At 66.2% G+C, this 22,906-nt stretch carries 24 protein-coding genes and 1 tRNA gene; 13 read left to right on the top strand and 12 right to left on the bottom strand.

Translation table 11 applies throughout. The annotated features are described in order from the left end of the window. The first annotated feature begins 7 nt into the window (after window positions 1–7). From V7066_RS02205 to nadB, 4 genes are all read left to right on the top strand, one after another. Complete coding sequence (locus tag V7066_RS02205) at window positions 8–421, top strand: winged helix-turn-helix transcriptional regulator (protein WP_334181614.1); 414 nt, start codon at window positions 8–10, stop codon at window positions 419–421. A gap of 71 nt (window positions 422–492) precedes the next feature. Then, on the top strand, window positions 493–1,440 hold the full coding sequence (locus V7066_RS02210; RefSeq protein WP_334181615.1) for an ABC transporter ATP-binding protein: 948 nt from the start codon (window positions 493–495) through the stop codon (window positions 1,438–1,440). Continuing rightward, on the top strand, window positions 1,437–1,766 hold the full coding sequence (locus V7066_RS02215) for a DMT family transporter (protein WP_334181616.1): 330 nt from the start codon (window positions 1,437–1,439) through the stop codon (window positions 1,764–1,766). The genes V7066_RS02210 and V7066_RS02215 overlap by 4 nt, the downstream gene beginning before the upstream one ends. 392 nt (window positions 1,767–2,158) lie before the next feature. Continuing rightward, window positions 2,159–3,772 carry an L-aspartate oxidase gene (gene nadB / locus V7066_RS02220; RefSeq protein ID WP_334181617.1) on the top strand — a complete coding sequence of 538 codons (1,614 nt, stop codon included), beginning with the start codon at window positions 2,159–2,161 and terminating at the stop codon, window positions 3,770–3,772. A 218-nt stretch (window positions 3,773–3,990) separates the two neighbouring features. On the opposite strand, the gene V7066_RS02225 is transcribed toward nadB, so the two are convergent. Beyond that, window positions 3,991–5,463, bottom strand: a complete 1,473-nt coding sequence (locus V7066_RS02225) for an ATP-binding protein (RefSeq protein ID WP_334181618.1) — start codon at window positions 5,461–5,463, stop codon at window positions 3,991–3,993. Window positions 5,464–5,604: 141 nt separating this feature from the next. Between V7066_RS02225 and V7066_RS02230 the strand changes: the two genes are divergently transcribed. Further along, window positions 5,605–6,468 carry an NTP transferase domain-containing protein gene (locus tag V7066_RS02230; RefSeq protein ID WP_334181619.1) on the top strand — a complete coding sequence of 288 codons (864 nt, stop codon included), beginning with the start codon at window positions 5,605–5,607 and terminating at the stop codon, window positions 6,466–6,468. Between the two features lie 121 nt (window positions 6,469–6,589). Here the strand turns inward: V7066_RS02230 and V7066_RS02235 are convergent. Together V7066_RS02235 and V7066_RS02240 are read right to left on the bottom strand one after the other, a co-directional pair. Then, window positions 6,590–6,676 (bottom strand) — tRNA-Leu (locus tag V7066_RS02235). 241 nt (window positions 6,677–6,917) lie between these two features. After that, window positions 6,918–7,832 (bottom strand): MJ0042-type zinc finger domain-containing protein, encoded by a 915-nt coding sequence (locus V7066_RS02240; protein WP_334181620.1) that lies wholly within the window; start codon window positions 7,830–7,832, stop codon window positions 6,918–6,920. A gap of 147 nt (window positions 7,833–7,979) precedes the next feature. Here V7066_RS02240 and ftsE point away from each other — a divergent pair, with 147 nt between their 5' ends. The 4 genes from ftsE to V7066_RS02260 all read left to right on the top strand — a co-directional run bounded on the left by ftsE (window position 7,980) and on the right by V7066_RS02260 (window position 10,964). Further along, window positions 7,980–8,693: a cell division ATP-binding protein FtsE gene (ftsE, locus tag V7066_RS02245; RefSeq protein WP_334181716.1), complete on the top strand. Its 714-nt coding sequence runs from the start codon at window positions 7,980–7,982 to the stop codon at window positions 8,691–8,693. Between the two features lie 149 nt (window positions 8,694–8,842). After that, window positions 8,843–9,691, top strand: coding sequence for a cell division protein FtsX (locus V7066_RS02250; protein ID WP_334181717.1), 849 nt, complete (start codon window positions 8,843–8,845; stop codon window positions 9,689–9,691). A 26-nt stretch (window positions 9,692–9,717) separates the two neighbouring features. Beyond that, entirely contained in the window at window positions 9,718–10,269 is a 552-nt protein-coding gene (locus V7066_RS02255; protein ID WP_334181621.1) for a YdcF family protein, read from the top strand. Beyond that, complete coding sequence (locus V7066_RS02260) at window positions 10,269–10,964, top strand: lysophospholipid acyltransferase family protein (protein ID WP_334181718.1); 696 nt, start codon at window positions 10,269–10,271, stop codon at window positions 10,962–10,964. Before V7066_RS02255 ends, V7066_RS02260 begins: the two co-directional genes overlap by 1 nt. A 161-nt stretch (window positions 10,965–11,125) precedes the next feature. On the opposite strand, the gene V7066_RS02265 is transcribed toward V7066_RS02260, so the two are convergent. Beyond that, entirely contained in the window at window positions 11,126–12,055 is a 930-nt protein-coding gene (locus tag V7066_RS02265) for a prephenate/arogenate dehydrogenase family protein (RefSeq protein ID WP_334181622.1), read from the bottom strand. Then, window positions 12,052–13,182, bottom strand: coding sequence for a histidinol-phosphate transaminase (hisC, locus tag V7066_RS02270; RefSeq protein WP_334181623.1), 1,131 nt, complete (start codon window positions 13,180–13,182; stop codon window positions 12,052–12,054). The genes V7066_RS02265 and hisC overlap by 4 nt, the downstream gene beginning before the upstream one ends. Before the next feature lie 141 nt (window positions 13,183–13,323). Between hisC and metX the strand changes: the two genes are divergently transcribed. From metX to metW, 3 genes are read left to right on the top strand one after another with little or no spacing between them, the layout of a single operon-like run. Beyond that, window positions 13,324–14,439 carry a homoserine O-acetyltransferase MetX gene (metX, locus tag V7066_RS02275; protein ID WP_334181719.1) on the top strand — a complete coding sequence of 372 codons (1,116 nt, stop codon included), beginning with the start codon at window positions 13,324–13,326 and terminating at the stop codon, window positions 14,437–14,439. 1 nt (window position 14,440) lies between these two features. Then, window positions 14,441–14,878 (top strand): GNAT family N-acetyltransferase, encoded by a 438-nt coding sequence (locus V7066_RS02280; RefSeq protein ID WP_334181624.1) that lies wholly within the window; start codon window positions 14,441–14,443, stop codon window positions 14,876–14,878. Next, window positions 14,878–15,471, top strand: coding sequence for a methionine biosynthesis protein MetW (metW, locus tag V7066_RS02285; protein ID WP_334181625.1), 594 nt, complete (start codon window positions 14,878–14,880; stop codon window positions 15,469–15,471). Before V7066_RS02280 ends, metW begins: the two co-directional genes overlap by 1 nt. A gap of 25 nt (window positions 15,472–15,496) precedes the next feature. On the opposite strand, the gene V7066_RS02290 is transcribed toward metW, so the two are convergent. Further along, window positions 15,497–15,883: a VOC family protein gene (locus tag V7066_RS02290; RefSeq protein WP_334181626.1), complete on the bottom strand. Its 387-nt coding sequence runs from the start codon at window positions 15,881–15,883 to the stop codon at window positions 15,497–15,499. 238 nt (window positions 15,884–16,121) lie between these two features. Between V7066_RS02290 and V7066_RS02295 the strand changes: the two genes are divergently transcribed. Next, on the top strand, window positions 16,122–16,793 hold the full coding sequence (locus V7066_RS02295; protein WP_334181720.1) for a glutathione S-transferase family protein: 672 nt from the start codon (window positions 16,122–16,124) through the stop codon (window positions 16,791–16,793). Window positions 16,794–16,993: 200 nt separating this feature from the next. On the opposite strand, the gene V7066_RS02300 is transcribed toward V7066_RS02295, so the two are convergent. The 6 genes from V7066_RS02300 to V7066_RS02325 all read right to left on the bottom strand — a co-directional run. Further along, window positions 16,994–18,499: a S10 family peptidase gene (locus V7066_RS02300; RefSeq protein WP_334181627.1), complete on the bottom strand. Its 1,506-nt coding sequence runs from the start codon at window positions 18,497–18,499 to the stop codon at window positions 16,994–16,996. A gap of 307 nt (window positions 18,500–18,806) precedes the next feature. Next, window positions 18,807–20,312: an acetyl-CoA hydrolase/transferase family protein gene (locus V7066_RS02305; protein ID WP_334181628.1), complete on the bottom strand. Its 1,506-nt coding sequence runs from the start codon at window positions 20,310–20,312 to the stop codon at window positions 18,807–18,809. Between the two features lie 128 nt (window positions 20,313–20,440). Then, window positions 20,441–21,562, bottom strand: a complete 1,122-nt coding sequence (locus V7066_RS02310) for a helix-turn-helix transcriptional regulator (RefSeq protein ID WP_334181629.1) — start codon at window positions 21,560–21,562, stop codon at window positions 20,441–20,443. 209 nt (window positions 21,563–21,771) lie between these two features. Further along, window positions 21,772–21,993: a type II toxin-antitoxin system HicB family antitoxin gene (locus V7066_RS02315; protein ID WP_334181630.1), complete on the bottom strand. Its 222-nt coding sequence runs from the start codon at window positions 21,991–21,993 to the stop codon at window positions 21,772–21,774. Then, entirely contained in the window at window positions 21,993–22,268 is a 276-nt protein-coding gene (locus V7066_RS02320; protein WP_334181631.1) for a type II toxin-antitoxin system HicA family toxin, read from the bottom strand. Before V7066_RS02320 ends, V7066_RS02315 begins: the two co-directional genes overlap by 1 nt. A gap of 95 nt (window positions 22,269–22,363) precedes the next feature. Beyond that, window positions 22,364–22,906: UvrB/UvrC motif-containing protein (locus tag V7066_RS02325; protein ID WP_334181632.1), on the bottom strand; the 543-nt coding region annotated here is incomplete at its 5' end.

Below are 22,906 nucleotides of genomic sequence, written 5' to 3' on the forward strand. Positions count from 1 at the left end.
AGGTAACATGGACGTGACCACCTTGGAGGCAACCGACCTTACTCCGGCAACCGCGCCCGAAGTCGTGCATTCGGCAGGCGCGTGCCGGGTGATCGGCGATATCCTCAGCCGGGTGGGCGACAAGTGGTCGATGCTGGTGGTCATGACCCTGCTGGAGGGCGACCTGCACTTCAACGAACTGAAGCGCGCGATCGGCGGGATTTCGCAGCAAATGCTGTCGCGCACCTTGCGGGCGCTGGAGCGTGACGGGCTGGTGGTGCGCACCGTCCACGCCAGCGTGCCGGTGCGCGTCGAATATGCGCTCAGCGATCTGGGCCGTTCGCTTTCGCTTCCGGTGAAGGAACTGGGCGCCTGGGCCTTCGCCAACCGCCCCGCGATCGAGGCGAGCCGTTCGGTGTTCGACAGCCGCGAGGGGCTGTAGGACAGTCGACATTCGGCGGGGGAGGGACACGCGCTCTTTACTGGCGCGCCGTCCTGCCCCACATGCGGGCCATGACCAGCTCGACTTCTGCCGCCATCTCGATCCGTGACCTCAAGAAGCGCTATGCCCCTGCCGGAAGCGGCGAAGGCAAGCTTGCGCTCAAGGGCGTATCCTTCGACGTGCCGGAAGGCGGCATCTTCGGCCTGCTCGGCCCGAACGGTGCAGGCAAGTCCACGCTCATCAACATCATGGCCGGTCTCGTCCGCAAGACTTCGGGTTCGATCGACATCTGGGGCTTCGACATCGACCGGGACCAGCGCAACGCCAAGCGCGCGATCGGCATCGTCCCGCAGGAGATCGTGTTCGACCCGTTCTTCACGCCATTCGAAGTGCTGGAGAACCAGGCCGGGCTCTACGGCATCACCAAGACCCTGCGCCGTTCGGAAGAGCTGCTGCGCGCCGTCCATCTCTCCGACAAGCGCGACGCCTATGCGCGCACGCTCTCGGGCGGGATGAAGCGCCGCCTGCTGATCGCCAAGGCGCTGGTCCACCAGCCGCCGGTGCTGGTGCTCGACGAACCGACGGCGGGCGTGGACGTGGAACTGCGCCGCCAGCTCTGGGAACTCGTCACCGAACTCAACCGCGAAGGCGCGACGATCGTGCTGACCACGCACTACCTCGAAGAAGCCGAGGAACTCTGCGACCGCATCGCCATCATCAACCACGGCGAGCTGATCGCCAACAAGCCGACCCGCGAGCTGGTCGGCATGGCGCGCGAGAAGATTCTCGTCCTCACGCTCGACCGCGACGTGACCGCGCTGCCCAGCCATCCCGGTTTCCTGAAGTGCGAAATGTCCGGCGAGCGGGTGCTCCAGATCACGTATGACAAGGACCGCAGCAACGCGGGCGAGATCCTCTCGGCCGTGCAGGCGCAGGGCTTCGCCATCGTCGACGTGACCACGCGCGAGGCGGATCTGGAAGACGTCTTCGTCAGCCTGACGAGTTCCGTCGCCGCATGAATTACCTCTACCTCGCGATCGCCATCGTGGCCGAGGTGATTGCCACGTCCTTCCTCAAGCAGTCGGAAGGATTCGCCCGGCCGGTGCCGACGGCGATCATGGCGGCGGGGTATATCGTGGCTTTCTATTGCCTCTCGTTGGCGCTGCGCGGCATTCCCACCGGGGTCGCCTATGCGATCTGGTCGGGCGTGGGGATCGTCCTGATCGCCGCGATCGCCTGGCTGTTCCAGGGGCAGAAGCTGGACACGCCCGCCATGGCCGGGATGGGTCTCATCATCGCCGGAGTGCTGGTGATGAACCTGTTCTCCAAAGTGGCGGGGCACTGACGGCCCTACCTCTCGTCGGGAATCCCTTTCCAGACCCGATGCGCATGGCGGCGGATCGGTGCGCGGCAGCAGCGGCAGGTGCCGGCATAGCGTGAACCGTCCCAGTGAACGCTGTCACGGTCGGGTTCGTGCCGGTCGAAGCGGCAGAACACGGCCTGGAATGGGCGTCTGGGCAAGGCGGACGGCACGGCACGCTCCCTACTGGGTTCAGTTGGAAAACAGTTTCGCCTGCTTTCCTGCGTGCGACCGCCCGGCAGCTCTGATGCGTTATCGTGTTATGAATGCAGGACAACCTTACCGAGTATAACGCTGCACTGCAACATGATTGCAGGGCAAGTAAGCATGCAAAGCTAATTATTGCGTCATCGTCATAGTCCCGGCATGGAGCCGCCATGGCTACGCATATCGATCCCGTTCCCGCGCATGATGTCCCCCAGCACGACGTGATCGTCGTCGGCTCCGGCGCCGCCGGTCTTACCGCCGCGCTGGCTCTGGCGGACAAGCTCAAGGTCCTCGTCCTCGCCAAGGGCACGCTGACCGGCGGCTCGACCGCTTGGGCGCAAGGCGGGATCGCGGCGGTGCTCGATGCGGGCGATACGTTCGAGGAGCATATCTCGGACACCATGGTTGCCGGCGCCGGACTCAACCGCCGCGACACCGTGGAGTTCGTGATCGAGCGCGCGCCCCATGCGATCGAGCGGCTGGTCGAGCTGGGCGTGCCGTTCAACACCGAGGGGAGCGAACTGCACCTCACCCGCGAGGGCGGCCATTCGCACCGCCGCATCGTCCATGTCGCCGACGCGACCGGCTGGGCGGTGCAGAGCGCGTTGCTCAAGGCGGCGGAGGACCATCCCAACATTACCCTGCTGCCGGGGCAATCGTGCATCGACCTCATCACCGGGCGACATGAGCTGCGCTATTCGGGATCGGGCCGGGTCTGGGGCGTCTATGCCCTCGACGAGAAAACCGGCCGGGTCGAGGCGCACACCGCCCGTGCGACGATCCTGGCTACCGGCGGGGCGGGGCGCGTCTACCAGTTCTCCACCGCGCCGCGCGGGGCCACCGGCGACGGCATCGCCATGGCCTGGCGTGCCGGTGCACGCGTCTCCAACATGGAGATGATGCAGTTCCACCCGACGTGCCTCTACAATCTGGAGGTCAAGAACTTCCTCATCACCGAGGCCGTGCGCGGGGAGGGCGGGCGGCTGCTCCATCCGGTCACCGGGCACCGTTTCATGCCCGACTACGATGCGCGCGCCGAACTCGCCCCGCGCGATGTCGTCGCCCGCGCCATCGACGACCAGATCAAGCGCTACGGTCTCGACTACGTCCACCTCGACATCAGCCACCAGCCCGAAGCCTTCATCCGCGAGCACTTCCCGAACATCTACGAGAAGCTGCTGGGCCTCGGCATCGACATGACGAAGGAGCCGATCCCGGTCGTGCCCGCGCAGCACTATACCTGCGGCGGCGTGCTCATCGACCTCGACGGCAAGACCGATTTGCCCGGACTCTATGCGGCGGGCGAATGCACCGAGAGCGGCCTCCACGGCGCCAACCGCCTGGCTTCGAATTCGCTGCTGGAATGTTTCGTCTTCGGCGAATCCTGCGCGGCGCATATCCTCGATCATTGGGACGCCTTCGACGCGCCGCCGCCCGTGCGGGCCTGGGACGAAAGCCGGGTGACCGACTCCGACGAGGAAGTCGTCATCAAGCAGAACTGGACCGAAATCCGCCGCTTCATGTGGAACTATGTCGGTATCGTGCGCACTACCAAGCGGCTGGAGCGCGCCATGCACCGCATCCAGATGCTCAACGGCGAGGTGGAGGAATATTACCGCCACTTCCGCGTCTCGACCGACCTGATCGAACTGCGCAACCTGCTTCAGACCGCCGAACTGATCGTCCGCTCGGCACTGCACCGGCACGAGAGCCGGGGGCTGCACTTCACGCTCGATTATCCGGAGACGAAGGGCGAACCGCACGATACCGTGCTGGTGCCCTGAAGGGGGCCCAAACTTCCATCATCCCCGGTCTTCGTCCCCCCCACCTTTCGTCATTGCGAGCGTAGCGAAGCAATCCAGAGTCGGTCTCAAGCTGCCCTGGATTGCTTCGCTACGCTCGCAATGACGAAGGATAGTTCAGGACGAAAGGTAGGTCAGGATGATGAGCTGACTCGCGGCTCGACCGGCGTTGTCGGCCGCAGTCTCTCCTTGAGCCGCTCTCAGCCCTCGACGGGCGCCGTCGTGACGCCGAGGTCCGGCAACCCGACCGAGCGCTTGCCGGAGAAATCGGTGCGGACCACGATCAGCCCGTCCTTTTCCAGATAGTCCAGCAAGCGCTGCACGCGGCGCGGGCTGCTGGTGCCGTAGACGCGGGCGAGCACCATGTCGTCGGGGCAGGGCTCGTCGTTCATCGCCGCGCGGGCGATCATGTAGAACGGCGCCAGCGCATCGTCGGGGACATGCTTGGCAAGGTTGATGAGATCGAACCAGCGCTCGTCGTCCGGGTCTTCGATCCCGGCGATGGCGGCGGCGAAACCGCGGCGGAACATCGTCGCGTCCAGACCGCGCACCGAAATGCCCTTCATGCGGCAACGGATCGTGAAATCCTGGAACAGCGTGGTCGCGGACTGGAACGTGCATTCCGGGTCCTGCGCCATGGCATTGAGGATTTCGAGCATCGCCGCGCGGTTTTCCTCCGGCTCCGGCTCGGGCCGTTCCGGGCGCGAGGGCGGCGCGGAAGGAGACGAGGGGCCGTGGGCGATCGATTCGCTCAGTTCCTCGATGTCCACGCTGGGGCGCGGGGCAGGACGCGGGAATTCCGGGCGCTCGGGTTCGACGTGGAGATTGTCGTGCAGCAGCTCGCGCAGTTCGTCGGTCGAGGCGGTGGGCAGGGGCATCAGGCCGGGCGTGACCGACTTGGCGCCGGTCAGCACCGAGCCGATGTTGACCGCCACCGGGCGGCGGCTGATCGCCGGGCCGAGGCCGAGGAACTGCCCGCGCGCGAGGTCGCGGATCGATTCGGCCTGGCGCCGCTCCATGCCGAGCAGGTCGGCGGCGCGCACCATGTCGATGTCGAGGAAAGTGCGGCCCATCAGGAAGTTGGAGGCTTCGGCAGCCACGTTCTTCGCCAGCTTGGCGAGGCGCTGCGTGGCGATCACCCCGGCGAGGCCGCGCTTGCGGCCACGGCACATGAGGTTGGTCATCGCCGCCAGGCTGACGCGGCGCGCCTCTTCGGAGACTTCACCGGCGGCGGCGGGCGCGAACATCTGCGCTTCGTCGACCACCACCAGCGCCGGATACCACTGTTCGCGCGGGGCATCGAACATGGCGTTGAGGAACTGCGCGGCGCACTTCATCTGCTGGTCGATTTCCAGCTCGTCGAGCGCGAGGACCACCGAGGCGCGATGCTCGCGGATGCGCGCGCCGAGGCGGACGATCTCGGTCTCGGCATAAGCGGCGCCGTCGATCACGACATGGCCGAATTCCTCGGCCAGGCTGACGAAATCGCCTTCCGGATCGATGACGACCTGCTGGACGACCGAGGCGCTCTCTTCGAGGAGGCGGCGCAGCAGGTGCGACTTGCCGGACCCGGAATTGCCCTGCACCAGCAGGCGGGTCGCGAGAAGTTCCTTGATGTCGATCTCGATCGACTCGCCCTGCGGGGTCTGGCCGATCACGATATTGGCGCTCACGGCTCTGCCTTGGGCAAGGCGCTCGCGAGAGGCAAGCCGAGGGCGCGCGTTATCCATAGCTTGAATTCGCGCAGGCGGGGATCGCTCCGCGAATCGCCAGTCACCGCGCTGTCACACGCAGGCGGCATAGGGTCTTGGATCATGGCTTCTCCGGTTTCTTCCGATAACGACGATAGCGAGTTCCGGCCGCTCAGGCTGGTGGTTCTGGCCGGACACGGTCTGGCGCCGGCGGATGTCGATGCCTTGGCCGAGCGTTTCGGGGAAAGGCATCGCTGCCTGATCCCGCTCGCCGGAAGGCCGCTCATTGCCCATGTGCTGCAAACCGCCGCGCAGCATCCACGCGTCGCAAGCCTGGCCGTCTGCGTCGAGCGCGAGGCGTTCGATCCGGTATGGGACGTGCTCACCCGCCTGCCGGGGCGCGGTTCGGTCGCCCTGGTGGAGGCCCGCGAGGATATTGCCGCCAGCGTCCGCGCGGCGGCGCAGGACTGGGACGGGCCGCTGCTCGTCACCACCGCCGACCATGCCCTGCTCAGCCCGGAATCGATCGATGCGATGGCCGATGCACTGGAAGGCTGCGATGTGACGTTCGCCCTCGCCCGGCGCGAGGCGGTGGAGGCGGCGCATCCAAACGCCTTGCGCAGCTATCTGACATTGCGCGACGGTGCCTTCGCCACATGCGATCTCTACGGCATGGCGCATACGCGCTTCGTCGATGCGGTGGAGGTGTTTCGCGGCGCCCGGATCGGCGGGCGCGAAAGTGCCCGGGTCCTGCGCGCCATCGGCTTCGTGGGGCTTGCGATGATGCGGTTGGGTTTGGAATCGCTCTCGGGCGCGGTCGTGCGTGCCTCGCGCCGGATGGGCCTCAGGGTCCGCGCCGTGATCCTGCCGGACGGGACGCAGGCGATCGACGTCGACAACGACCGCACTTATGCGATCGTGCGCGATCTGCTGGGCGATGTCTCGCCGGAGAAACGGGAAAAGGATGCCGCGCGCGCCGTGGCGTGAATCGCGAGCCGCTCTTCGAACTGCCGAAATCTTCGTACTGCTGAATTTTTCAGGAGCCCAAACGACTTTCGGGCCCCCTTGCGGGGGCCCGAAGGCTTTACTCTATCTCTTGCGAGAGTGATGGTGCGGTCAAGAAGACTCGAACTTCCACGGGCTTTCGCCCACAACGACCTCAACGTTGCGCGTCTACCAATTCCGCCATGACCGCTAAATCATCACCGGGGAGCTTTAAGGCCGCCCCGTGGTAGGAGCGCGCCACTAGCAAAGGGTTCCGGACCCGGCAAGAGGGGGCGGCCAATTATTTTCAAAAAGAGTGATTTTTTTTGGGAGAGCCTGAAAAATCGGCTGAATTCCGCCCGAATCCCAGAGCGATGCAAAAACGCGCCCGAGCCATTCGGCCGAGCGCGCTGGTTTCTCGGCAAGATTTTGCCGAGGTTTCGCGGGGGATTCTATTCGGGCTTCCAGCCGATCTCGGCGGCGGAGGCGGCCTTGGGAATGTCCGTCAGCGCTTCGTTGACGGTAATCGCCTCTCCGGGTGCGAGCTGGCGCTTGGAGGGCACGACTTCCTTTTCATAGACGATGCGATCGCGCTTGTCGCGCAGCACCACCAGCAGCGAGGGCACCTTGCGGCTCTGGCTGCCGATATTGCTGATCGTGCCGCTGACCGAGAAGAACTCGGTGCCGTCGGGCAGGGGCTTGCGGTCCTGCCGCTTGCGTGGGAAGTCGAGCTGGAGGTCGGGCTGGGCCTGCGAGAAAGTCTGGTGCGGGATCGGCAGCCAGTCCGGCAGCCCGCCCCAGGCGACCGCGCCGGTCAACCCGAGCGCGACGACGGCGAAGAGCGCGGAGCCGAAAGTTGCGATCCGCGTCCAGTTGCGGCGCGGACGGAACGGCGGGGCGAAGTCGAAGCTGGAATGGCCTTCGTCCGCATAGTGGACCGCCGTGGTGTCGTCATAGACGGGGGCGGGCTTGCGGGCGGCGCGTTCGGCCTGTGTCGCTATAGGCGCTGGTTCTGCCGGTATTGCGGCTTCCGTTGCTTCCGAAGCGGCGTGACGTCCGGGCACGCGGATGGCTTCGCGCGGAGGCGGGGCAGCCTGTTGAACCGGGTGCTGAACCGGAGCGGCCTGGACGGGCTGCGGCGGGGCAGGCTCGGCGGCCACTTCTTCATAGACAGGGGCGGCAGGTGCGGGTTCGGGCGCAGGAGCCGGAACTTCCGCCAGGTCCTCGGCGGACGGTGCCGCGAGGTCGGGGCCTTCCTGGTGCCAGCTGTGGCGGCACTTTGCGCAGCGCACGGTGCGGCCGTCCGCACCTATCGCGCTGTCCGGCACGGCATATCGTGTAGAGCAAGCTGGGCAGGCGATGATCATGATAGCAAGCTAAAGCACGAGTGACTCGCCTGCGACAAGGCATCGAGCTGTGGGCACAAGCCGGAACGCCCTTTTTTCCACATTCAATGCTCGCTATAGCCCTTTGCGTCGCCCGTTCGGACCCGACGCAGCACAGATATTATGAGCATGATCGCCGACGGGGAAATCGTTCATTTCGACAATGTCGGCCTGCGCTACGGCACGGAGCGCGAGGTCCTGTCGGATCTGACCTTCACGCTTTTCGCGGGCCGCTTCTATTTCCTGACCGGAGCCAGCGGCGCGGGCAAGACGTCGCTGCTGCGACTGCTCTACCTGGCGCAGCGTCCCTCGCGCGGCGCCATCCGCATGTTCGGAACCGATGCCATCACCCTGCCGCGCAGCCGCCTGCCGGGACTGCGCCGCCGGATCGGCGTGGTGTTCCAGGACTTCCGGCTGATCCCGCACCTTTCCGCCTTCGATAACGTCGCCCTGCCGCTGCGCGTCGCCGGCCATCAGGAGCGGGACATCGGCGGGCCGGTGCGCGACATTCTCGAATGGGTCGGCCTTGCGGACAAGATGGACGCTCGACCGGCCACGCTTTCCGGCGGCGAGCAGCAGCGCGTGGCCATCGCCCGCGCGGTGATCGCGCGCCCGGCGATCCTGGTGGCGGACGAGCCGACCGGCAACGTCGATGCGGACATGGCACTCAAACTGCTGCGCCTGTTCGAGATGCTCAACCGCCAGGGCACCACCGTCGTCGTCGCCACCCACGATCTCGACTTGCTGCGCAAAGTGCCCGACAGCCTGATCATGCGCCTCGACCGCGGCCGTCTGGCCGATCCCACCGGTGCCTTGCGCTATCCTCCGCGCAGGCCGGCATGAGCGAGGGCGGGGCCATCGTGCCGAGCGGGCAGGCGTCGGCCGGAAGTGCGTGGCGCAGGCGTTTTTCGGGCTGGCCCAAATTCGGCTGGCACAAACTTGGCTGGCGCAGATTGGGCGTGCGCGGCGCGGAATTGATCCCGCAGACCCGCATGTCCGGGCCAATGCCCTGGGTCATCGCGATCATGGTGGCCATGACCGCCATCGCGCTCGCCGCCGGTCTCGCACTCGGCAATGCCATTTCGCTGGCCCGCGCCGAGATCGAGGGCGGAGTGACCGTGCAGGTCATCGAGCCGCGCGACGATATCCGCGCGCGAGAGACCGCAGCGGGGGTGGAAGCGGTCAAGCGTCTGCCGCAGGTCGCCGGGCTGCGGCAGGTTCCGCAAGCCGAACTTGACGCGTTGATCGAACCCTGGCTCGGCACCGGCATCGCCGCCGCGACCGGCGCGGCCATTCCGGTGCCTTCGCTGATCGACGTGCGATTGAAGGGGCCGGCCACGCCGCAGCAACTCGCAGAGATCGAGAAGGTGCTGGCCAAAGTGGCGCCCTCGGCCAAAGTCGATGCGCAGTCCACCTGGCTGAAGCCGGTGTTCGACGCGATGGTCTCGCTTCAGGTGCTGTCGATCTCGCTGGTCGTGCTGCTGGCCTGCGCGCTGGCCGCTGCCGTACTGCTGGCGGCGCGCTCGGCGCTCGGCGCCAACCGCGACGTGATCGAGATCGTCCACCTCCTGGGCGGCACCGATACCCAGGTCGCGCGCGTCTTCCAGCGCTCGATCGGCTATGATGCGGCGGGCGGCGGCACCGTGGGACTGGCGCTGGCGCTGGTGGTGATCCTGTCGCTCGGCCGCCGTTTCGCGAGTCTGGGGGCGGGGCTGGTGGACAGCGGCGCGCTGGTCTGGACCGACTGGTTGCTGCTGGCGCTGGTGCCGCTGCTCTCGACCCTGCTGGCCATGCTGACGGCACGGCTGACAGTGCTTCATGCACTGCGCAAGATGCTATAGTACCCACAAGTCGCTATAGATCGTCCATGTTTCGTCGCACCGCCGCCTTTCTGCTGCTTATCTGGCTCTTCGGGTTCCTCTGGTTCGCGGTAACGCTGCCGGGGCCGCTCGACGATACTGTGCGCACCGATACGGTGATCGTGCTGACCGGCAGCAAGGGCCGCATCGAGCGGGCGCTTTCCGTGCTGGAGGCCGGACGGGCGCCGCGCCTGCTGATCTCGGGCGTCGACCGCGAGGTGAAGCCCGGCGAACTCGCCGCCGAGTTCCGCATCCCCGCCCGCCTCATGAAGTGCTGCATCACGCTGGGCTACGAGGCCTACGACACCCGCTCCAACGCGATCGAGGCGGCGGGCTGGGTGGCGCGGCGCAAGGCGCGCTCGGTGCGGCTGGTCACGGCCGACTGGCACATGCGCCGCGCCGCCTACGAGCTGGCGCGCGAGCTGCCCGATCACGTCACCGTGCTGGAGGACGGGGTGCCCTCACGCCCCAGCCTGAGCACGCTGTTCCTCGAATATCACAAGTTCTTCGGGCGCATGGCGCTCGATTTCTGGCAACGGCCACCCTGGAAGAAAGCTTGATGCGCACCACTCCGCTCGACGTCGTTCGCAGCATTCTCTTCTATCTGATGTTCTATCCCGGAACGCTGGTGTTCATCACCGGTGTCTGGCTGACCTCGCTGATCGGGCAGGAGCCGATGCGGCGCACCGTGCGCGGCTGGAGCCGTTTCCATCGCTGGTGCTGCCGCTGGCTGCTCGGCATCCGCCTGAAGATCGAGGGCGAGATGCCGGAAGAAGGCGTGCTGGTGGCGATGAAGCACGAGAGCTTCTTCGAGGCCATCGACCTGCCGGCGCAGATGAACTTCCCCGCGCCGTTTCCCAAGGCCGAACTGGTCGAACTGCCCGGCTGGGGCTGGGCTGCGCGGCAGTACGGCGTCGTCAAGGTGGAGCGCGAACAGGGTGCCCGGGCCTTGCGGGCGATGGTGGCGTCGGCCCGCGGGTTCTCGGCGCAGGGGCGGCCGTTGGCGATCTTCCCTGAAGGCACGCGGGTGCCCTCTGGTGAGCGGGCGCCGTTGCAGTCGGGCTTTGCGGGACTCTACAAGCTGCTGGCGCTGCCGGTGGTGCCGGTGGCGGTGGACAGCGGGCGGCTCTATCACCGCCTCTGGAAGAAGTCCGGGACGATCACCTTGCGCGTCGGCCCGCGCATCGAGGCGGGCCTCCCGCGCGAGGTTGTCGAGGCGCTGGTGCTGGAAGAGATCAACGCGTTGAACGGGTGAGTTCGGGAGGCGACGTTTCGTTTGCCCGCTCCGTCATCCTGAACTTGTTTCAGGATCCATCGTGCCGATCGACCTGCCGTCGATGGTCGGAAATGGATCCTGAAACAAGTTCAGGATGACGAGTGCTAGGTGGAGAGCAAGCGCGTGGACCTGTGCCCAGCTTACTCCGCCGCTTCCGCTCCCGCCTCATGGTCGCCGCGTCCGAAGTCGGGGCGGGAATCGTCCTGGCCTTCCTCGATGATCGAGCGGCGGATCGCGCGGGTGCGGGTGAACTGGTCGAACAGCGCCTGGCCGTCGCCTACGCGGATCGCGCGTTGCAGGGCGGTGAGGTCCTCGGTGAAGCGCTGGAGCATCGTCAGCACCGCGTCCTTGTTGGACAGGAAGACGTCGCGCCACATGGTCGGGTCCGAGGCGGCGATGCGGGTGAAGTCGCGGAAGCCGCCCGCCGAATACTTGATGACTTCGCCCTGGGTCACGTCCTCCAGGTCGGAGGCGGTGCCGACGATCGTATAGGCGATGAGGTGCGGCACATGGCTGGTGACGGCGAGCACGAGGTCGTGGTGCTCGGGCGTCATGATCTCGACATTGGCGCCGAGCGCTTCCCAGAACCCGACGAGTTCGCTGAGCTTGACGAGATCGGTCCGCGTTTCCGGGGTGACGATGCACCAGCGGTTGCGGAAGAGGTGGCCGAAACCGGCGTCCGGACCGGAGTTTTCGGTGCCCGCGACCGGGTGCGCGGGGATCACCATGTGGTCGGGCAGCGCATCGCCCAGCGCCTTGGAGATCGCCTGCTTGCTGGAGCCGACGTCGCTGACGAGGGCATGGGCGGGCAGGGCATCGCGCACTTGCTCGGCGGCGAGGCCCATGACGCCGGGCGGCACGCAGAAGATCACGAGATCGGCGTTCCGCACCGCTTCCGCCGGGGTCTCGCAGACCTCATGGACAAGGCCGCGCTCGGCGGCGCGGGCGCGGTGGGCGGGGCTGAGGTCGTAGCCGGTGGTCCGGGTGCCGGGCAGGCATTCCTGCACGGCGAGGCCGATGGAGCCGCCCTGGAGGCCGAGCCCGATGATCGCGACGTTTGTGAAGCTCATTGCGCCGCTTCCGCCATATCGCGCAGGGCCTCGGCGATCACGTCCATGTCCTTGGGCTTGCCGATGGTGATGCGCAGGGCCTGCGGCAGGCCCTGTCCCGGCAGCCAGCGGACGATATAGCCGCGGTCGGCCAGCCCGTCGAAGGCGGTTTCGGCGGTCAGCGCGCCTTCGAACAGCACCAGCACGAAGTTCGCCTGGCTCGGCAGGGCGCGCAGGCCGTGGTTGCCCAGGGCTTCCAGCTTCTCGACGAAGCGGGCGCGCTCGTCGCGGTTGTGGACGCGGCTGGCTTCGACGAAAGCCTCGTCGGCCAGTGCCGCCAGCGCCATGGCCTGCCCGGTGGCGGAGACGTTGAAGGGGCCGCGAATGCGGTTGAGCGTGGCGACGATGCCCGGCGCGCCGGTGGCCCAGCCGATGCGCTCGCCGGCGAGACCGAAGATCTTGGAGAAAGTGCGCGTGACCAGCACGTTGTCGTGTGCGGCGGCCAGCGCCAGCGATCCGTCGTCGTCCTCGGGCGCGACATATTCGCCGTAGGCCTGGTCGAGCACCAGCAGCACGTCGGACGGCAGGCCCGCGTGGAGGCGCGCGATCTCGCCGCCCGGCAGGTAGGAGCCGGTAGGGTTGTTGGGGTTGGCGACGAAGACCACGCGGGTCTTTTCGGTGACCAGCGCCAGCAGCGCATCGACATCGGTGCCGTAGTCGGCATCGGGCGCGACGACCGGGGTCGCGCCGCAGCGGCGGGCGGCGATGTCGTAGACCGAGAAGCCGTAGCGCACGTAGATCACATCGTCGCCCAGCCCGGCATAGCCCTGTGCGGCGAGGTTGAGCAGCTCGTCCGAGCCGGTGCCCATCACCACGCGCGCGGCGTCGAGACCGTGCTTCGCGGCGATCGCTGCGCGCAGGGCGGTGCTGTCGGGGTCGGGATAGAGCGCGGGCGCCTGGGCGCGGGCCTCCAGCGCGGCCGGGCTGGTGCCGAGCGGGTTCTCGTTGGCCGACAGCTTGATCAGCGGCTTTCCGTCCTTGCCCTTGGACTTGCCCGGAACATAGGCATGGATCGCGTCGATCCACGGCTTGGGCTGCGGGGCGCCGTGGGGGGCAGTGGTCGGGCGGAGGGTCTGGCTATCGGTCATGACGGGGCGGCCTTAGCTCAGCGAGGGCCTTATGCACAGGGGGCGATTTGGGTGGGAGCGACCGGATCTGCCCGATGAAACGACATCGCGGCACGGATGATTGACAGGCCCTCGCCGCTCCCCCACCTCCAGTCCTGCATCATGTCCATTTCGCCGAACTCCGACGCCACCCAGGTCCTGAACCTTGCGCAGCCGCTTCCGCTCGACGGCGGGCAGAGCCTGGCCGCTGTCCGCATCGCCTACGAGACGCACGGCACGCTGAACGCGGCGAAGGACAATGCGATCCTGATCTGCCACGCGCTGACCGGAGACCATCACGTCGTCTCCAACCACCCCAAGACCGGCAAGCCCGGCTGGTGGGTGCGCATGGTCGGCCCCGGCAAGCCGATCGACACCGACCGTTTCTTCGTGATCTGCGCCAACGTCATCGGCTCGTGCATGGGATCGACCGGCCCGGCCAGCCTGGCCGAGGACGGCAAGCCCTGGGGCATGCGCTTCCCGGTCATCACCGTGCGCGACATGGTGCGCGGCCACGTCGCCCTGCTCGACGCGCTGGGGATCGAGAGCCTCTATGCCGTCGTCGGCGGATCGATGGGCGGGATGCAGGCCCTGAGCCTTGCCGCCAACTTCGCCGACCGCACCCGCGCCGCGCTGGTGATCGCCTCCACCGCGCGGCATTCTGCGCAGAACATCGCCTTCCACGAAGTGGGCCGCCAGTCGATCATGGCCGATCCCGAATGGCGCGACGGGGATTACTATGCGCACGGAAAAGGCCCCGAAAAAGGCCTCTCCGTCGCGCGCATGGCCGCGCACATCACCTATCTGTCGGAAGCGGGACTCACCGAGAAGTTCGGCCGCCGCCTGCAGGACCGCGAGGAAAAGACCTTCGGTTTCGACGCCGATTTCCAGATCGAGTCCTACTTGCGCTATCAGGGCCTGGCCTTCACCGACCGCTTCGACGCGAACTCGTACCTCTACATCACCCGCGCGATGGACTACTTCGACCTTGCCGAGGAACATGGCGGGCTGCTCGCCAACGCCTTCGCCGGATCGAAGGCGCGCTTCTGCCTCGTCAGCTTCGATACCGACTGGCTCTATCCCACGGCGGATTCGCGGAACGTGGTCCATGCCCTCAATGCCGCCGGGCTGCCGGTGAGCTTCGTCGAATTGTCCGCGCCGTTCGGGCACGACTCGTTCCTGCTGGATGTGCCCGCGCTCGACCGCGTGGTCGAAGGTTTCCTTGGAGAAGGTCATTAGAATGCTCGGAATCGAACTGTCCGATGATGTTTCGCGGCTGGATATCGCGCGCATCCACGGCTGGCTGGCGTCGAGCTACTGGACGCCGGGAATAGAGCGCGAGCAGGTCGAGCGCCAGATCGCGGGTTCGCACTGCCTCGGCGCCTACCTGCCGGACGGCACGCTCGTTGCCTTCGCGCGCGTCATTTCCGATCGCGCCAGCTTCGCCTGGCTGGCTGACGTCTGGGTGGACGAGAGCGTGCGCGGGCAGGGCCTTGGCACCCGGCTGGCGCGCTGGTTCGTCGAGCATCCCGAATATGCCGGGGTGCGCCGTTTCGGCCTTGCCACAAAGGATGCCCACGGCGTCTACGCCAGGCTGGGCTTTGCCCCGCTTGCGCGCCCCGATCGGCTGATGGAACGGCTTTCCGGGCCCTTCGCGGCGATTCTGGAACAGGATTGATGAGCCTGCTGCGCCCGGACCTTGCGGTGATTGCCGCCAATGTCGCGCCGGGTTCCCGCGTGCTCGACGTCGGCTGCGGTGACGGCACGCTGATGCAGGCCCTGCGCGACGACAAGCGCTGTGACGCGCGCGGCATGGAACTCGATCCCGCCAACGTGGGCCTTTGTGTTGGCAAGGGGCTCTCGGTGATCCAGGGCGATGCCGACCGGGATCTTGCCTTCTACCCCGACCAGTCGGTGGACTATGCGATCCTCTCGCAGACGCTGCAGACGACGATGCGGCCGGATCTGGTGCTGGAAGAACTGCTGCGCATCGGTCGCCGCGCCTTCGTGAGCTTTCCGAATTTCGCCCACTGGCGCGTGCGGCTTTCGCTGCTCTGGCGCGGACGCATGCCGGTGACCCGCCTGCTGCCGATCGCCTGGTATGAGACGCCGAACATCCACCACCTCACCGTAAACGACTTCCGCGAACTCGTGGCGGGGCGCGGCATTGCGGTGGAGGGTGCGTGGTTCCTTTCCGGCGACCGGAACCGCAGCCCGGCGGCGGCCAACTTCCGCGCCGAGCATGCGGTGTTCCTGCTGACGCGGGAGTAGCCGGCTACCCCCGCATCCTGCGGGATCAGTCCTGCACGCGATACATCGCGCAGAGCTTGTTGTTCTGGGGATCGCGCAAGTAGGCGAGGTAGAGCTTGCCGAACGGGAATTCGCGCATGCCCGGCGCATCCTCGCAGCTCTGGCCGCCCGCGGCGCAACCGGCGGCGTGCCAGGAATCCACCGCCTCGGCGCTGTCCATCGAGAAGCCGATCGTGCCGCCATTGGCGAACGTGGCCGCATTGCCGTCCAGCGGGGAGACGACCATGAAGTTCGAGCCGTTGTGCCCATAGGCGAGGCGACCCGCGGCAGGGTCCGCCATCAGCGGCGTGGCGCCCATCGTGGCGAAGACCGCGTCATAGAATGTCTTGGCGGCGACGAGGTCGTTGCTGCCGACGCAGATGTGGCTGAACATTTCCGAAACTCCATGGGTGATGGTCGTGAGGGATGGATGGGCCGGGGTTTGCGGCCCCGGGCGATGGCGGTCAATCGGCGAGGCTCCGCCGCGACGATGATTTCCGGGCCGAAAATGCGGGGCCGGGAATGGGCGATGCGGCGAAGGCGCGACTTATCCACGCGTTTCGCCCCATGCCGGAAACGGGCCTTGCGGTTCGGGTGGACGCTAGGGGGCAGGTTTGGCATTCGAAAACGCCATGTGGCACATTTTCCAGTTTCCGCTCTGTCCCTTCAGCCGCAAGGTCCGGCTGCTCATGGCCGAGAAGGGCATCGCCTACGAACTCCAGACCGCACGGCCCTGGGAAGGCGAGGACCGGCTGTTCGAGATGAACCCGGCAGGCCGCACCCCGGTCGTGCGCGAGACCGAGCGCGGCACGGTGATCGTCGACAGCCGCGCGATCTGCGAATATTTCGAGGAAACCGTCGATCGCAATCCGCAGATCAGCGGGACTGCGGTCCAGCGTGCCGAGATTCGCCGCCTGATCGCGATGTTCGACGAGAACTTCTTCAACGACGTGTCCGGCCCGCTGCTGCATGAGCGGATGAAGAAGCGCCTCGTCCTGCGCCAGTCGCCGGACGCGAAGATCCTGCGCGAGTCGATGAAGCTGGCGCACGACTATCTCGACTACATCGACTACCTGATCGACAACCGGCCCTGGCTGGCGGGCGCGACGATGACGCTGGCCGATCTCGCCGCCGCCGCGCAGATCTCGGTGGCGGACTATCTCGGCGGGCTCGACTGGTCGAGCCACGAGCAGGCGCGCGGCTGGTATCTGGTGATGAAGTCGCGGCCCTCGTTCCGGCCGCTGCTGAGCGAGCGCATGGAAGTGATCCAGCCGCCCAGCCACTATGCCGAAGTGGATGCCTGAACGGCTGCTGCCAGCCGTCCTGAGCGCTTTCGTCCCCCGTTCTTTCGTCATTGCGAGCGGCGAAGCCGCGCGGCAATTCAGGGCGGTTTACGCGGCTCTGGATTGCTTCGCTTTGCTCGCAATGACGAGGCTTGGGCTTCGCCCGCAATGAAGAGGCAAGGCTGGCGCAAGACCGGCCTTGCCATTGACGTGCGGGCCTCTCAGCCCCCCGCGCGGTAGCTTTCCAGGATGTCGCGGCGCAGGGCCGCGCCGCTGTCGGTGCGCGAGTAGAACATGTGCCCGCCCGGATACATGTGCAGGCGCACGCGGTCGGGGCGACCGAACTCCGGCATCTGCGAGACGATCAGGCGCGAGCCGAAGTAGGGGCACGAGAGATCGTCCCAGCCGTGAACGATGTCGACCGTCATCTTCGGGTCGATCGAGATCGCCTGGCGCAGGTCCTTGACCGGGGTGTCGGTGTTGTCGCGGGTCCAGGCCTCATTCACCTCGAAGGACAGCGCGTTGTAGCGCGCATCGACCTTCCAGCCGACCTGGCGCGTCACGAAATCGACCATGGCCGAAGTGGTCGGCGCGATCAGCGTGGTCAGCAGCGGATCGCCGTATTGCGGGCGCGAGCTGGCCGGGAACGGGTCGAACGAAGTGAAGTTCGAATCGTAGACCGACCCGATCAGGCCCTGATCGCGGCGGATTTCGCGCAAGTACGTGCCGATGTCGACGCGGCCGTCCATGCGGCGCACGAGCGCCGGGTCGAGGCCGGTGATCTCGGCGACTTTGGCCGAAAGGCGGTCGGTCGCAGCCTTGTCCTTGGGACCGGCAAGGAAGTCGGCGACGAACTCGGTCTTCAGGTACTGTTCGACCGGGGCCATCGTGGCCTCGCTCAGGTTGCCCTGACGCTCGAAGTGACCGGCGGCCATGGCGGGCAGGTTGAGCATCCAGGGCAGCGGCGAGAGCGCATCGTCGTCGCCGATCGCCGGCGGGTCGAGATAGGGCGAAACCAGCGTCATGCCGTTGATGCCCACGCCCATCTGGGTCTGGAGGTAATAGGCCAGGCGCGGCACGCGGTAGCCACCGTAGCTCTCGCCCGCGAGGTACTTGCGGCTGGTCAGGCGGCCGTTCGCGTTCAGCCAGTCGTAGACGATGCGGCTGAGGTACTTGATGTCGTTCTCGGAGGTGTAGAACGCCTTCTTGGTCGCCTCGGCATCGACGCGGCTGCGCGAGAAGCCGGTGCCGATCGGGTCGATGAACACGAGGTCGGTGAAGTCCAGCCACGAGTTGGGATTGTCGCGCAGCACGGCCGGGTCGGACGGGGCGTCACCCTGGGCGCCGAACTGCACGCGCTTGGGGCCGATGGCGCCGAGGTTCAGGTAGACCGAGGCCGCGCCGGGGCCGCCGTTGAAGGCGAAAGTGACGGGGCGGTTGGTGGGGGCGCCGGGGACGGTATAGGCGGTGTAGACCACCTCGCCGATGGTCTTGCCCTTCTCGTCCTTGATCGGCAGCGCGCCGACGGTGGCGGTGTAGTTGACGGTCTTGCCGCCGATCACCGCGCTTTGCTTGATCGACTTGGGGGCGGGCAGCAGGGGAAGCTCGTCGCCCCCCTTTTCTTCCTTCTTCGCTTCCGCGCCGTCGGCGGGCTTGTCGGCCGCGAAGGATGGAACGGAAGCGGCGGCGAGGACCATGGCCAGACAGGCCAGCGAAACTTTGCGCATGGAAGGAACGACCCCTTTTGTCGATGCGTCCGAATGGACGTCAGGGGCGATAGGTAGAACCCGAAGATAGTATACGACAAGAGTTTGAGGAGCATTTTCTAATCAGGTGGAATCACCTGATGACTCGGAAAATGCGGCAAACCAGAAACTTGAAGCAGTTGATCCGATGCAGTCGGATCAACTGCTCAGGGAAAAAATGGTGCCTGACCCGTCCTGCCTTCCGGGGATTGGCCATGGGTTGAGCCATCGGAAGGCAGGGCAGGTCAGGCGTTCGGACGGCGCGGGGGTGCCGTCCGAATCTCGGTCGTCAGGGCAGCATCGATCCCGTCTCGATGAAGCGCTGGTGCCACGACAGCGCCTCGCCGGGCAGCGAGGGCGACTGGAGGCCGTAGGACCCCTTCAGTGCGCGGGCGTAATAGTCTTCCAGCAGCGGGCGATAGTCCGGGTGCGCGCAATTGGCGACGATGACCTGGGCGCGCTCCTTGGGGCTGAGGCCGCGCAGATCGGCGAGGCCCTGCTCGGTGACGATCACCTGCACGTCCTGATTGATGTGGTCGACGTGGCTTGCCTGCGGCACGATCGCCGAGATCTTGCCGCCCTTGGCAGTGGAGGGGGTCATGAAGATCGAGATATAGGCATTGCGCGCGAAGTCGCCGGAGCCGCCGATGCCGTTCTGGATGCGCGAACCCATGACGTGGGTGGAGTTCACCGCGCCGTAGATGTCGGCCTCGATCAACCCGTTCATGGCGATGCAGCCGAGACGGCGGATCAGTTCGGGGTGGTTCGAGATTTCCTGCGGGCGCAGGATCATCTTGTCGCGGTAGCGGTGCATGTCCGCGTTGACGCGCGCGGCGGCCTCGGGGCTGAGCGAGAAGGCAGTGGCCGAGGCCATGCGCAGCTTGCCCGAGTCCAGCAGGTCCAGCATGCCGTCCTGGATCACTTCGGTGTAGGAAGTCAGGCTGTCGAACGGCGCGTCGACCAGGCCGGTCAGCACGGCATTGGCGATGTTGCCCACGCCCGACTGGATCGGCAGCAGCGCCGAAGGCAGGCGGCCGAGCTTCACTTCGTGGCTCAGGAATTCGAGGATATGGCCGGCGATCGCCTTGGCCTTCTCGTCCGGCGGGCTGAACGGGGCGTTGCGGTCGGGACGGTCGGTCTCGACCACGGCAACGACCTTGGCGGGATCGACCTTGAGATAGGGTTCGCCGATGCGGTCGTCCGGCTTCACCAGCGGGATCGGCACGCGGCTGGGGGGCAGGGCGGTGCCGTAGTAGATGTCGTGCATCCCCTCCAGCGCCTCGTTCTGCCACGAGTTGACTTCGAGGATCACCTTGGAGGCGCGGTCCAGCCAGGTCTTGTTGTTGCCCACCGAGGAGGAGGGGATCAGGCTGCCATCGGCGCGGATGCCGGCCACTTCGATCACCGCCGTGTCGAGCGGGCCGAGGAAGCCCTGCCAGGCCATCGGCGCAACCTGCGAGAGGTGCATGTCGAAGTAGTTCATCTCGCCCTTGTTGATGCGTTCGCGGGCGATGGGGTCGGAATTGTAGGGCAGGCGGAATTCGATGCCGTCCGCCTTGGCCAGGGCGCCGTCGAGTTCCGGGCCGGTCGAGGCGCCGGTCCACATGCGGACCTTGAAGGCGCGACCGGCGGCGTGCTCGGCCTCGATCTGGGCGGCGAGAGCGAGGGGAACGGCCTTGGGGTAGCCCGAGCCGGTGAACCCGCTCATGCCCACGGCGGTGCCGCTTTCGATCAGGCGCGCGGCCTCCTCGGCGGGCATGACTTTCGAGCGAAGCTCGGCACTCTCGATACGCATGGCAACCTCATCCTTTCTGTCTGACCTTTGCAGCGCCAGTCGGCCTCCGCGCGCGAGGAATCCAGTGCAAAGTAAAACTGGACGGTTGCGGCAGATGCATGACAGCAGAAGGTGTTTTGAGGCCCCTTCTAACGCGAGACCATCTCTATCACCGTTCGGGCGATGGCGACGAGTTCGGCCTCGCGGTTGACCCCGCACTTCTGGAAGATCGTGCGCAATTGGGCGACCACGGTCTGGACGCTGACGCCGCGCATCCGCGCGGCGGTCTGGCGGGAATGCCCTTGCGCGAGCAGGGCGACGACTTCGGCTTCGGCGCTGGTCAGTCTCATCGCCTCGGCCAGGCGCCGGGCCGGGACGAGGTTGGGGGCCAGCGGCGTGCGCAGGGTGACGACGGCGCGGGGGGCGAAACCGAAGGTCCAGTCGTGGCGGGGCAGGGTGCGCACGTCGAGCAGGATGAGATGGTCCTCGGTCCGCAGCCAGAGGTCGGCGGGACCGATGCTCGAACCGTCGAGGGCGGCGGCGATGCGGCTCTGGAGCGAGAGATCGATGTCCTGTCGCACCGCATGGAGCGCGCCGGAACGGACCTGAAGCGTGGTGCGCCCGAGCAGGGCCTGTGCCGCCGGGGTCATCCCGCAGACCTTGCCGACCGCATCGAGCAGGATTGCCGCGCTGCTCATCGCTTCGAGCGAACCCTGGAGCAGGGCCGCGCCCTGATGCTCGATGGAATCTTGAAGCCGGATCGCGTCGAGCACGCTGGGACCGACTCGCCGGAAGACGTCGCGCTGGGCCTCGGTGGTCGGTCCATCGCGCTGGCCGTGCAGCGCCGCGAGGCCGAACATCACGCCGGGCCGCTGGCTCAGCACCATCTGCACGCCGAACTCCGCCTCGTGCCGCCGCACATAGTCGAGATAACGTTCATCGGTGGAGACCGCGCGCGCGGCGGCGTAATGCGCTTCCCAGGACAGTTCGAGCGGCGCCCGCGTCGCGGCGACGCGGTAGTTCACGTCGGGCCGGTAGCCGCCGATCGCCTCGAATTCGGAGAGGAATATCCGGTCGCCGTCAGTCACCCAGTTGAAGGCGGTATGGCGATCGCCCAGCGCGAGCAGTTGCGCCCGCGAGGAGCCGGTCATGCTCGCCAGCGCCTTGAGCGCCCGGTCCCAGCCCGCCTCCTCGAAAGGCGCGCGAGCGAACAGGGCGGCCAGCCGCTCCGTTTCGGATTCGTCCCCACTCTTGCCCACGAACCCAGTCATGAAGCCATGAAGAGTGCTTAACAAGTACTGTTATGAAGCGTGGCTGGGCGCGAAATACCATGAACGTGGTATGCTACTGATCCGAAACGGGTTCAGAACGGATTCGCGACCCGAGGGATCGGCGACAAGCCATCCTGACACTTGCCCGGGGCCTGTTTCGGCAGGTCTCGGGCATTTCTTTGTTGGCGTGTTGTAAAAGGTTTCGCTGTTCAGGCGGTCGCGTAAATAGCCGGACGATAACGGGGTTCGGGAATGGGCATACCGTTCTCGGTCGCAACTTCCAGCCAGCCTTCGATGGCGTTATCGACGTTGGCGAGTGCTTCGGCTCGGCTGCGGCCATGTGCGGAGCAGGGCTTGAGATCGGGAACGTCCGCGATCCAGCAAGCGTCCTCATCGGACCAGAACAGATTGATGTGGTAATGTGGCTCCATCACTCGATCATATATAGCGCGTGCTGCTCGACGAGTTCAAGGAACTCGCGAATCTGATAAGCCTTGGCCTCCTTCGCGTTCGGCTGAACCGGGAAGGGGCGGTCGAGTGCGGGGTGAGTCCAGATTTGATGGCTTCCCTTGGTTCGGACATGCGTAAACCCAAATGCCTTTAGTAACTTTTCGAAATCACGAAATAAGACTGTACCGCTTCGTGCTTCCAGGAGTTGCAAATAGAGCTTGGCAGGTTTGATCATCGACGCCTCGAGCGGTTTCAAGCGTCTTATCAATCAAAATACCGATGTCGCTCATTCATTCAATCAGATGCTGAGCTATTTGGGTGCATTTAAAATAAATAACGAAAAAACGTAGATTATTTGCCCCATTTCCGCTGCATCTTCCCATAACGCGTCTTCCGCGTCCCCGGCTTGCCCTCGTTGCTGCGGCCGACGATGGGCGCCTTCTTGTGGTCGTCGGGAATGCCGAGTTCGCTGGCTTCCAGGCGCCGGATCTCGTCGCGCAGACGACCGGCTTCCTCGAATTCGAGGTCGGCGGCGGCATTGCGCATCTTCTGTTCGAGTTCCTCGATATAGGCGCGCAAGTTGTGGCCGACGAGGTTGTTCTGGCCTTCCGCGTCGATGTCCACCAGCACGCCGTCGCGGCTGGCGGTATCGGCAACGATATCGGCGATGCGGCGCTTGATCGTCTGCGGGGTGATGCCGTGCTCGGCGTTGTATTCTTCCTGCCTGGCGCGGCGACGATCGGTTTCGGCGATGGCGCGTTCCATCGATCCGGTCATGCGGTCGGCGTAGAGGATCACGCGGCCGTCCACGTTACGCGCGGCGCGGCCGATGGTCTGGATCAGCGAGGTCTCGCTGCGCAGGAAGCCTTCCTTGTCGGCATCGAGGATGCAGAC

Source organism: Novosphingobium sp., assembly GCF_036820275.1.
Taxonomy (GTDB): domain Bacteria; phylum Pseudomonadota; class Alphaproteobacteria; order Sphingomonadales; family Sphingomonadaceae; genus Novosphingobium.

Coding starts and splice junctions, on each gene's coding strand:
- V7066_RS02205 (WP_334181614.1), top strand. CDS start 8: ATGGACGTGACCACCTTGGAGGCAACCGACCTTACTCCGGCAACCGCG.
- V7066_RS02265 (WP_334181622.1), bottom strand. CDS start 12,055: ATGAGCTTCACAAACGTCGCGATCATCGGGCTCGGCCTCCAGGGCGGC.
- nadB (WP_334181617.1), top strand. CDS start 2,159: ATGGCTACGCATATCGATCCCGTTCCCGCGCATGATGTCCCCCAGCAC.
- hisC (WP_334181623.1), bottom strand. CDS start 13,182: ATGACCGATAGCCAGACCCTCCGCCCGACCACTGCCCCCCACGGCGCC.
- ftsE (WP_334181716.1), top strand. CDS start 7,980: ATGATCGCCGACGGGGAAATCGTTCATTTCGACAATGTCGGCCTGCGC.
- V7066_RS02230 (WP_334181619.1), top strand. CDS start 5,605: ATGGCTTCTCCGGTTTCTTCCGATAACGACGATAGCGAGTTCCGGCCG.
- V7066_RS02260 (WP_334181718.1), top strand. CDS start 10,269: ATGCGCACCACTCCGCTCGACGTCGTTCGCAGCATTCTCTTCTATCTG.
- V7066_RS02210 (WP_334181615.1), top strand. CDS start 493: ATGACCAGCTCGACTTCTGCCGCCATCTCGATCCGTGACCTCAAGAAG.
- V7066_RS02315 (WP_334181630.1), bottom strand. CDS start 21,993: ATGGAGCCACATTACCACATCAATCTGTTCTGGTCCGATGAGGACGCT.
- V7066_RS02290 (WP_334181626.1), bottom strand. CDS start 15,883: ATGTTCAGCCACATCTGCGTCGGCAGCAACGACCTCGTCGCCGCCAAG.
- V7066_RS02295 (WP_334181720.1), top strand. CDS start 16,122: ATGTGGCACATTTTCCAGTTTCCGCTCTGTCCCTTCAGCCGCAAGGTC.
- V7066_RS02250 (WP_334181717.1), top strand. CDS start 8,843: ATGTCCGGGCCAATGCCCTGGGTCATCGCGATCATGGTGGCCATGACC.
- V7066_RS02280 (WP_334181624.1), top strand. CDS start 14,441: ATGCTCGGAATCGAACTGTCCGATGATGTTTCGCGGCTGGATATCGCG.
- V7066_RS02305 (WP_334181628.1), bottom strand. CDS start 20,312: ATGCGTATCGAGAGTGCCGAGCTTCGCTCGAAAGTCATGCCCGCCGAG.
- V7066_RS02215 (WP_334181616.1), top strand. CDS start 1,437: ATGAATTACCTCTACCTCGCGATCGCCATCGTGGCCGAGGTGATTGCC.
- V7066_RS02300 (WP_334181627.1), bottom strand. CDS start 18,499: ATGCGCAAAGTTTCGCTGGCCTGTCTGGCCATGGTCCTCGCCGCCGCT.
- V7066_RS02240 (WP_334181620.1), bottom strand. CDS start 7,832: ATGATCATCGCCTGCCCAGCTTGCTCTACACGATATGCCGTGCCGGAC.
- metW (WP_334181625.1), top strand. CDS start 14,878: ATGAGCCTGCTGCGCCCGGACCTTGCGGTGATTGCCGCCAATGTCGCG.
- V7066_RS02255 (WP_334181621.1), top strand. CDS start 9,718: ATGTTTCGTCGCACCGCCGCCTTTCTGCTGCTTATCTGGCTCTTCGGG.
- metX (WP_334181719.1), top strand. CDS start 13,324: ATGTCCATTTCGCCGAACTCCGACGCCACCCAGGTCCTGAACCTTGCG.
- V7066_RS02310 (WP_334181629.1), bottom strand. CDS start 21,562: ATGACTGGGTTCGTGGGCAAGAGTGGGGACGAATCCGAAACGGAGCGG.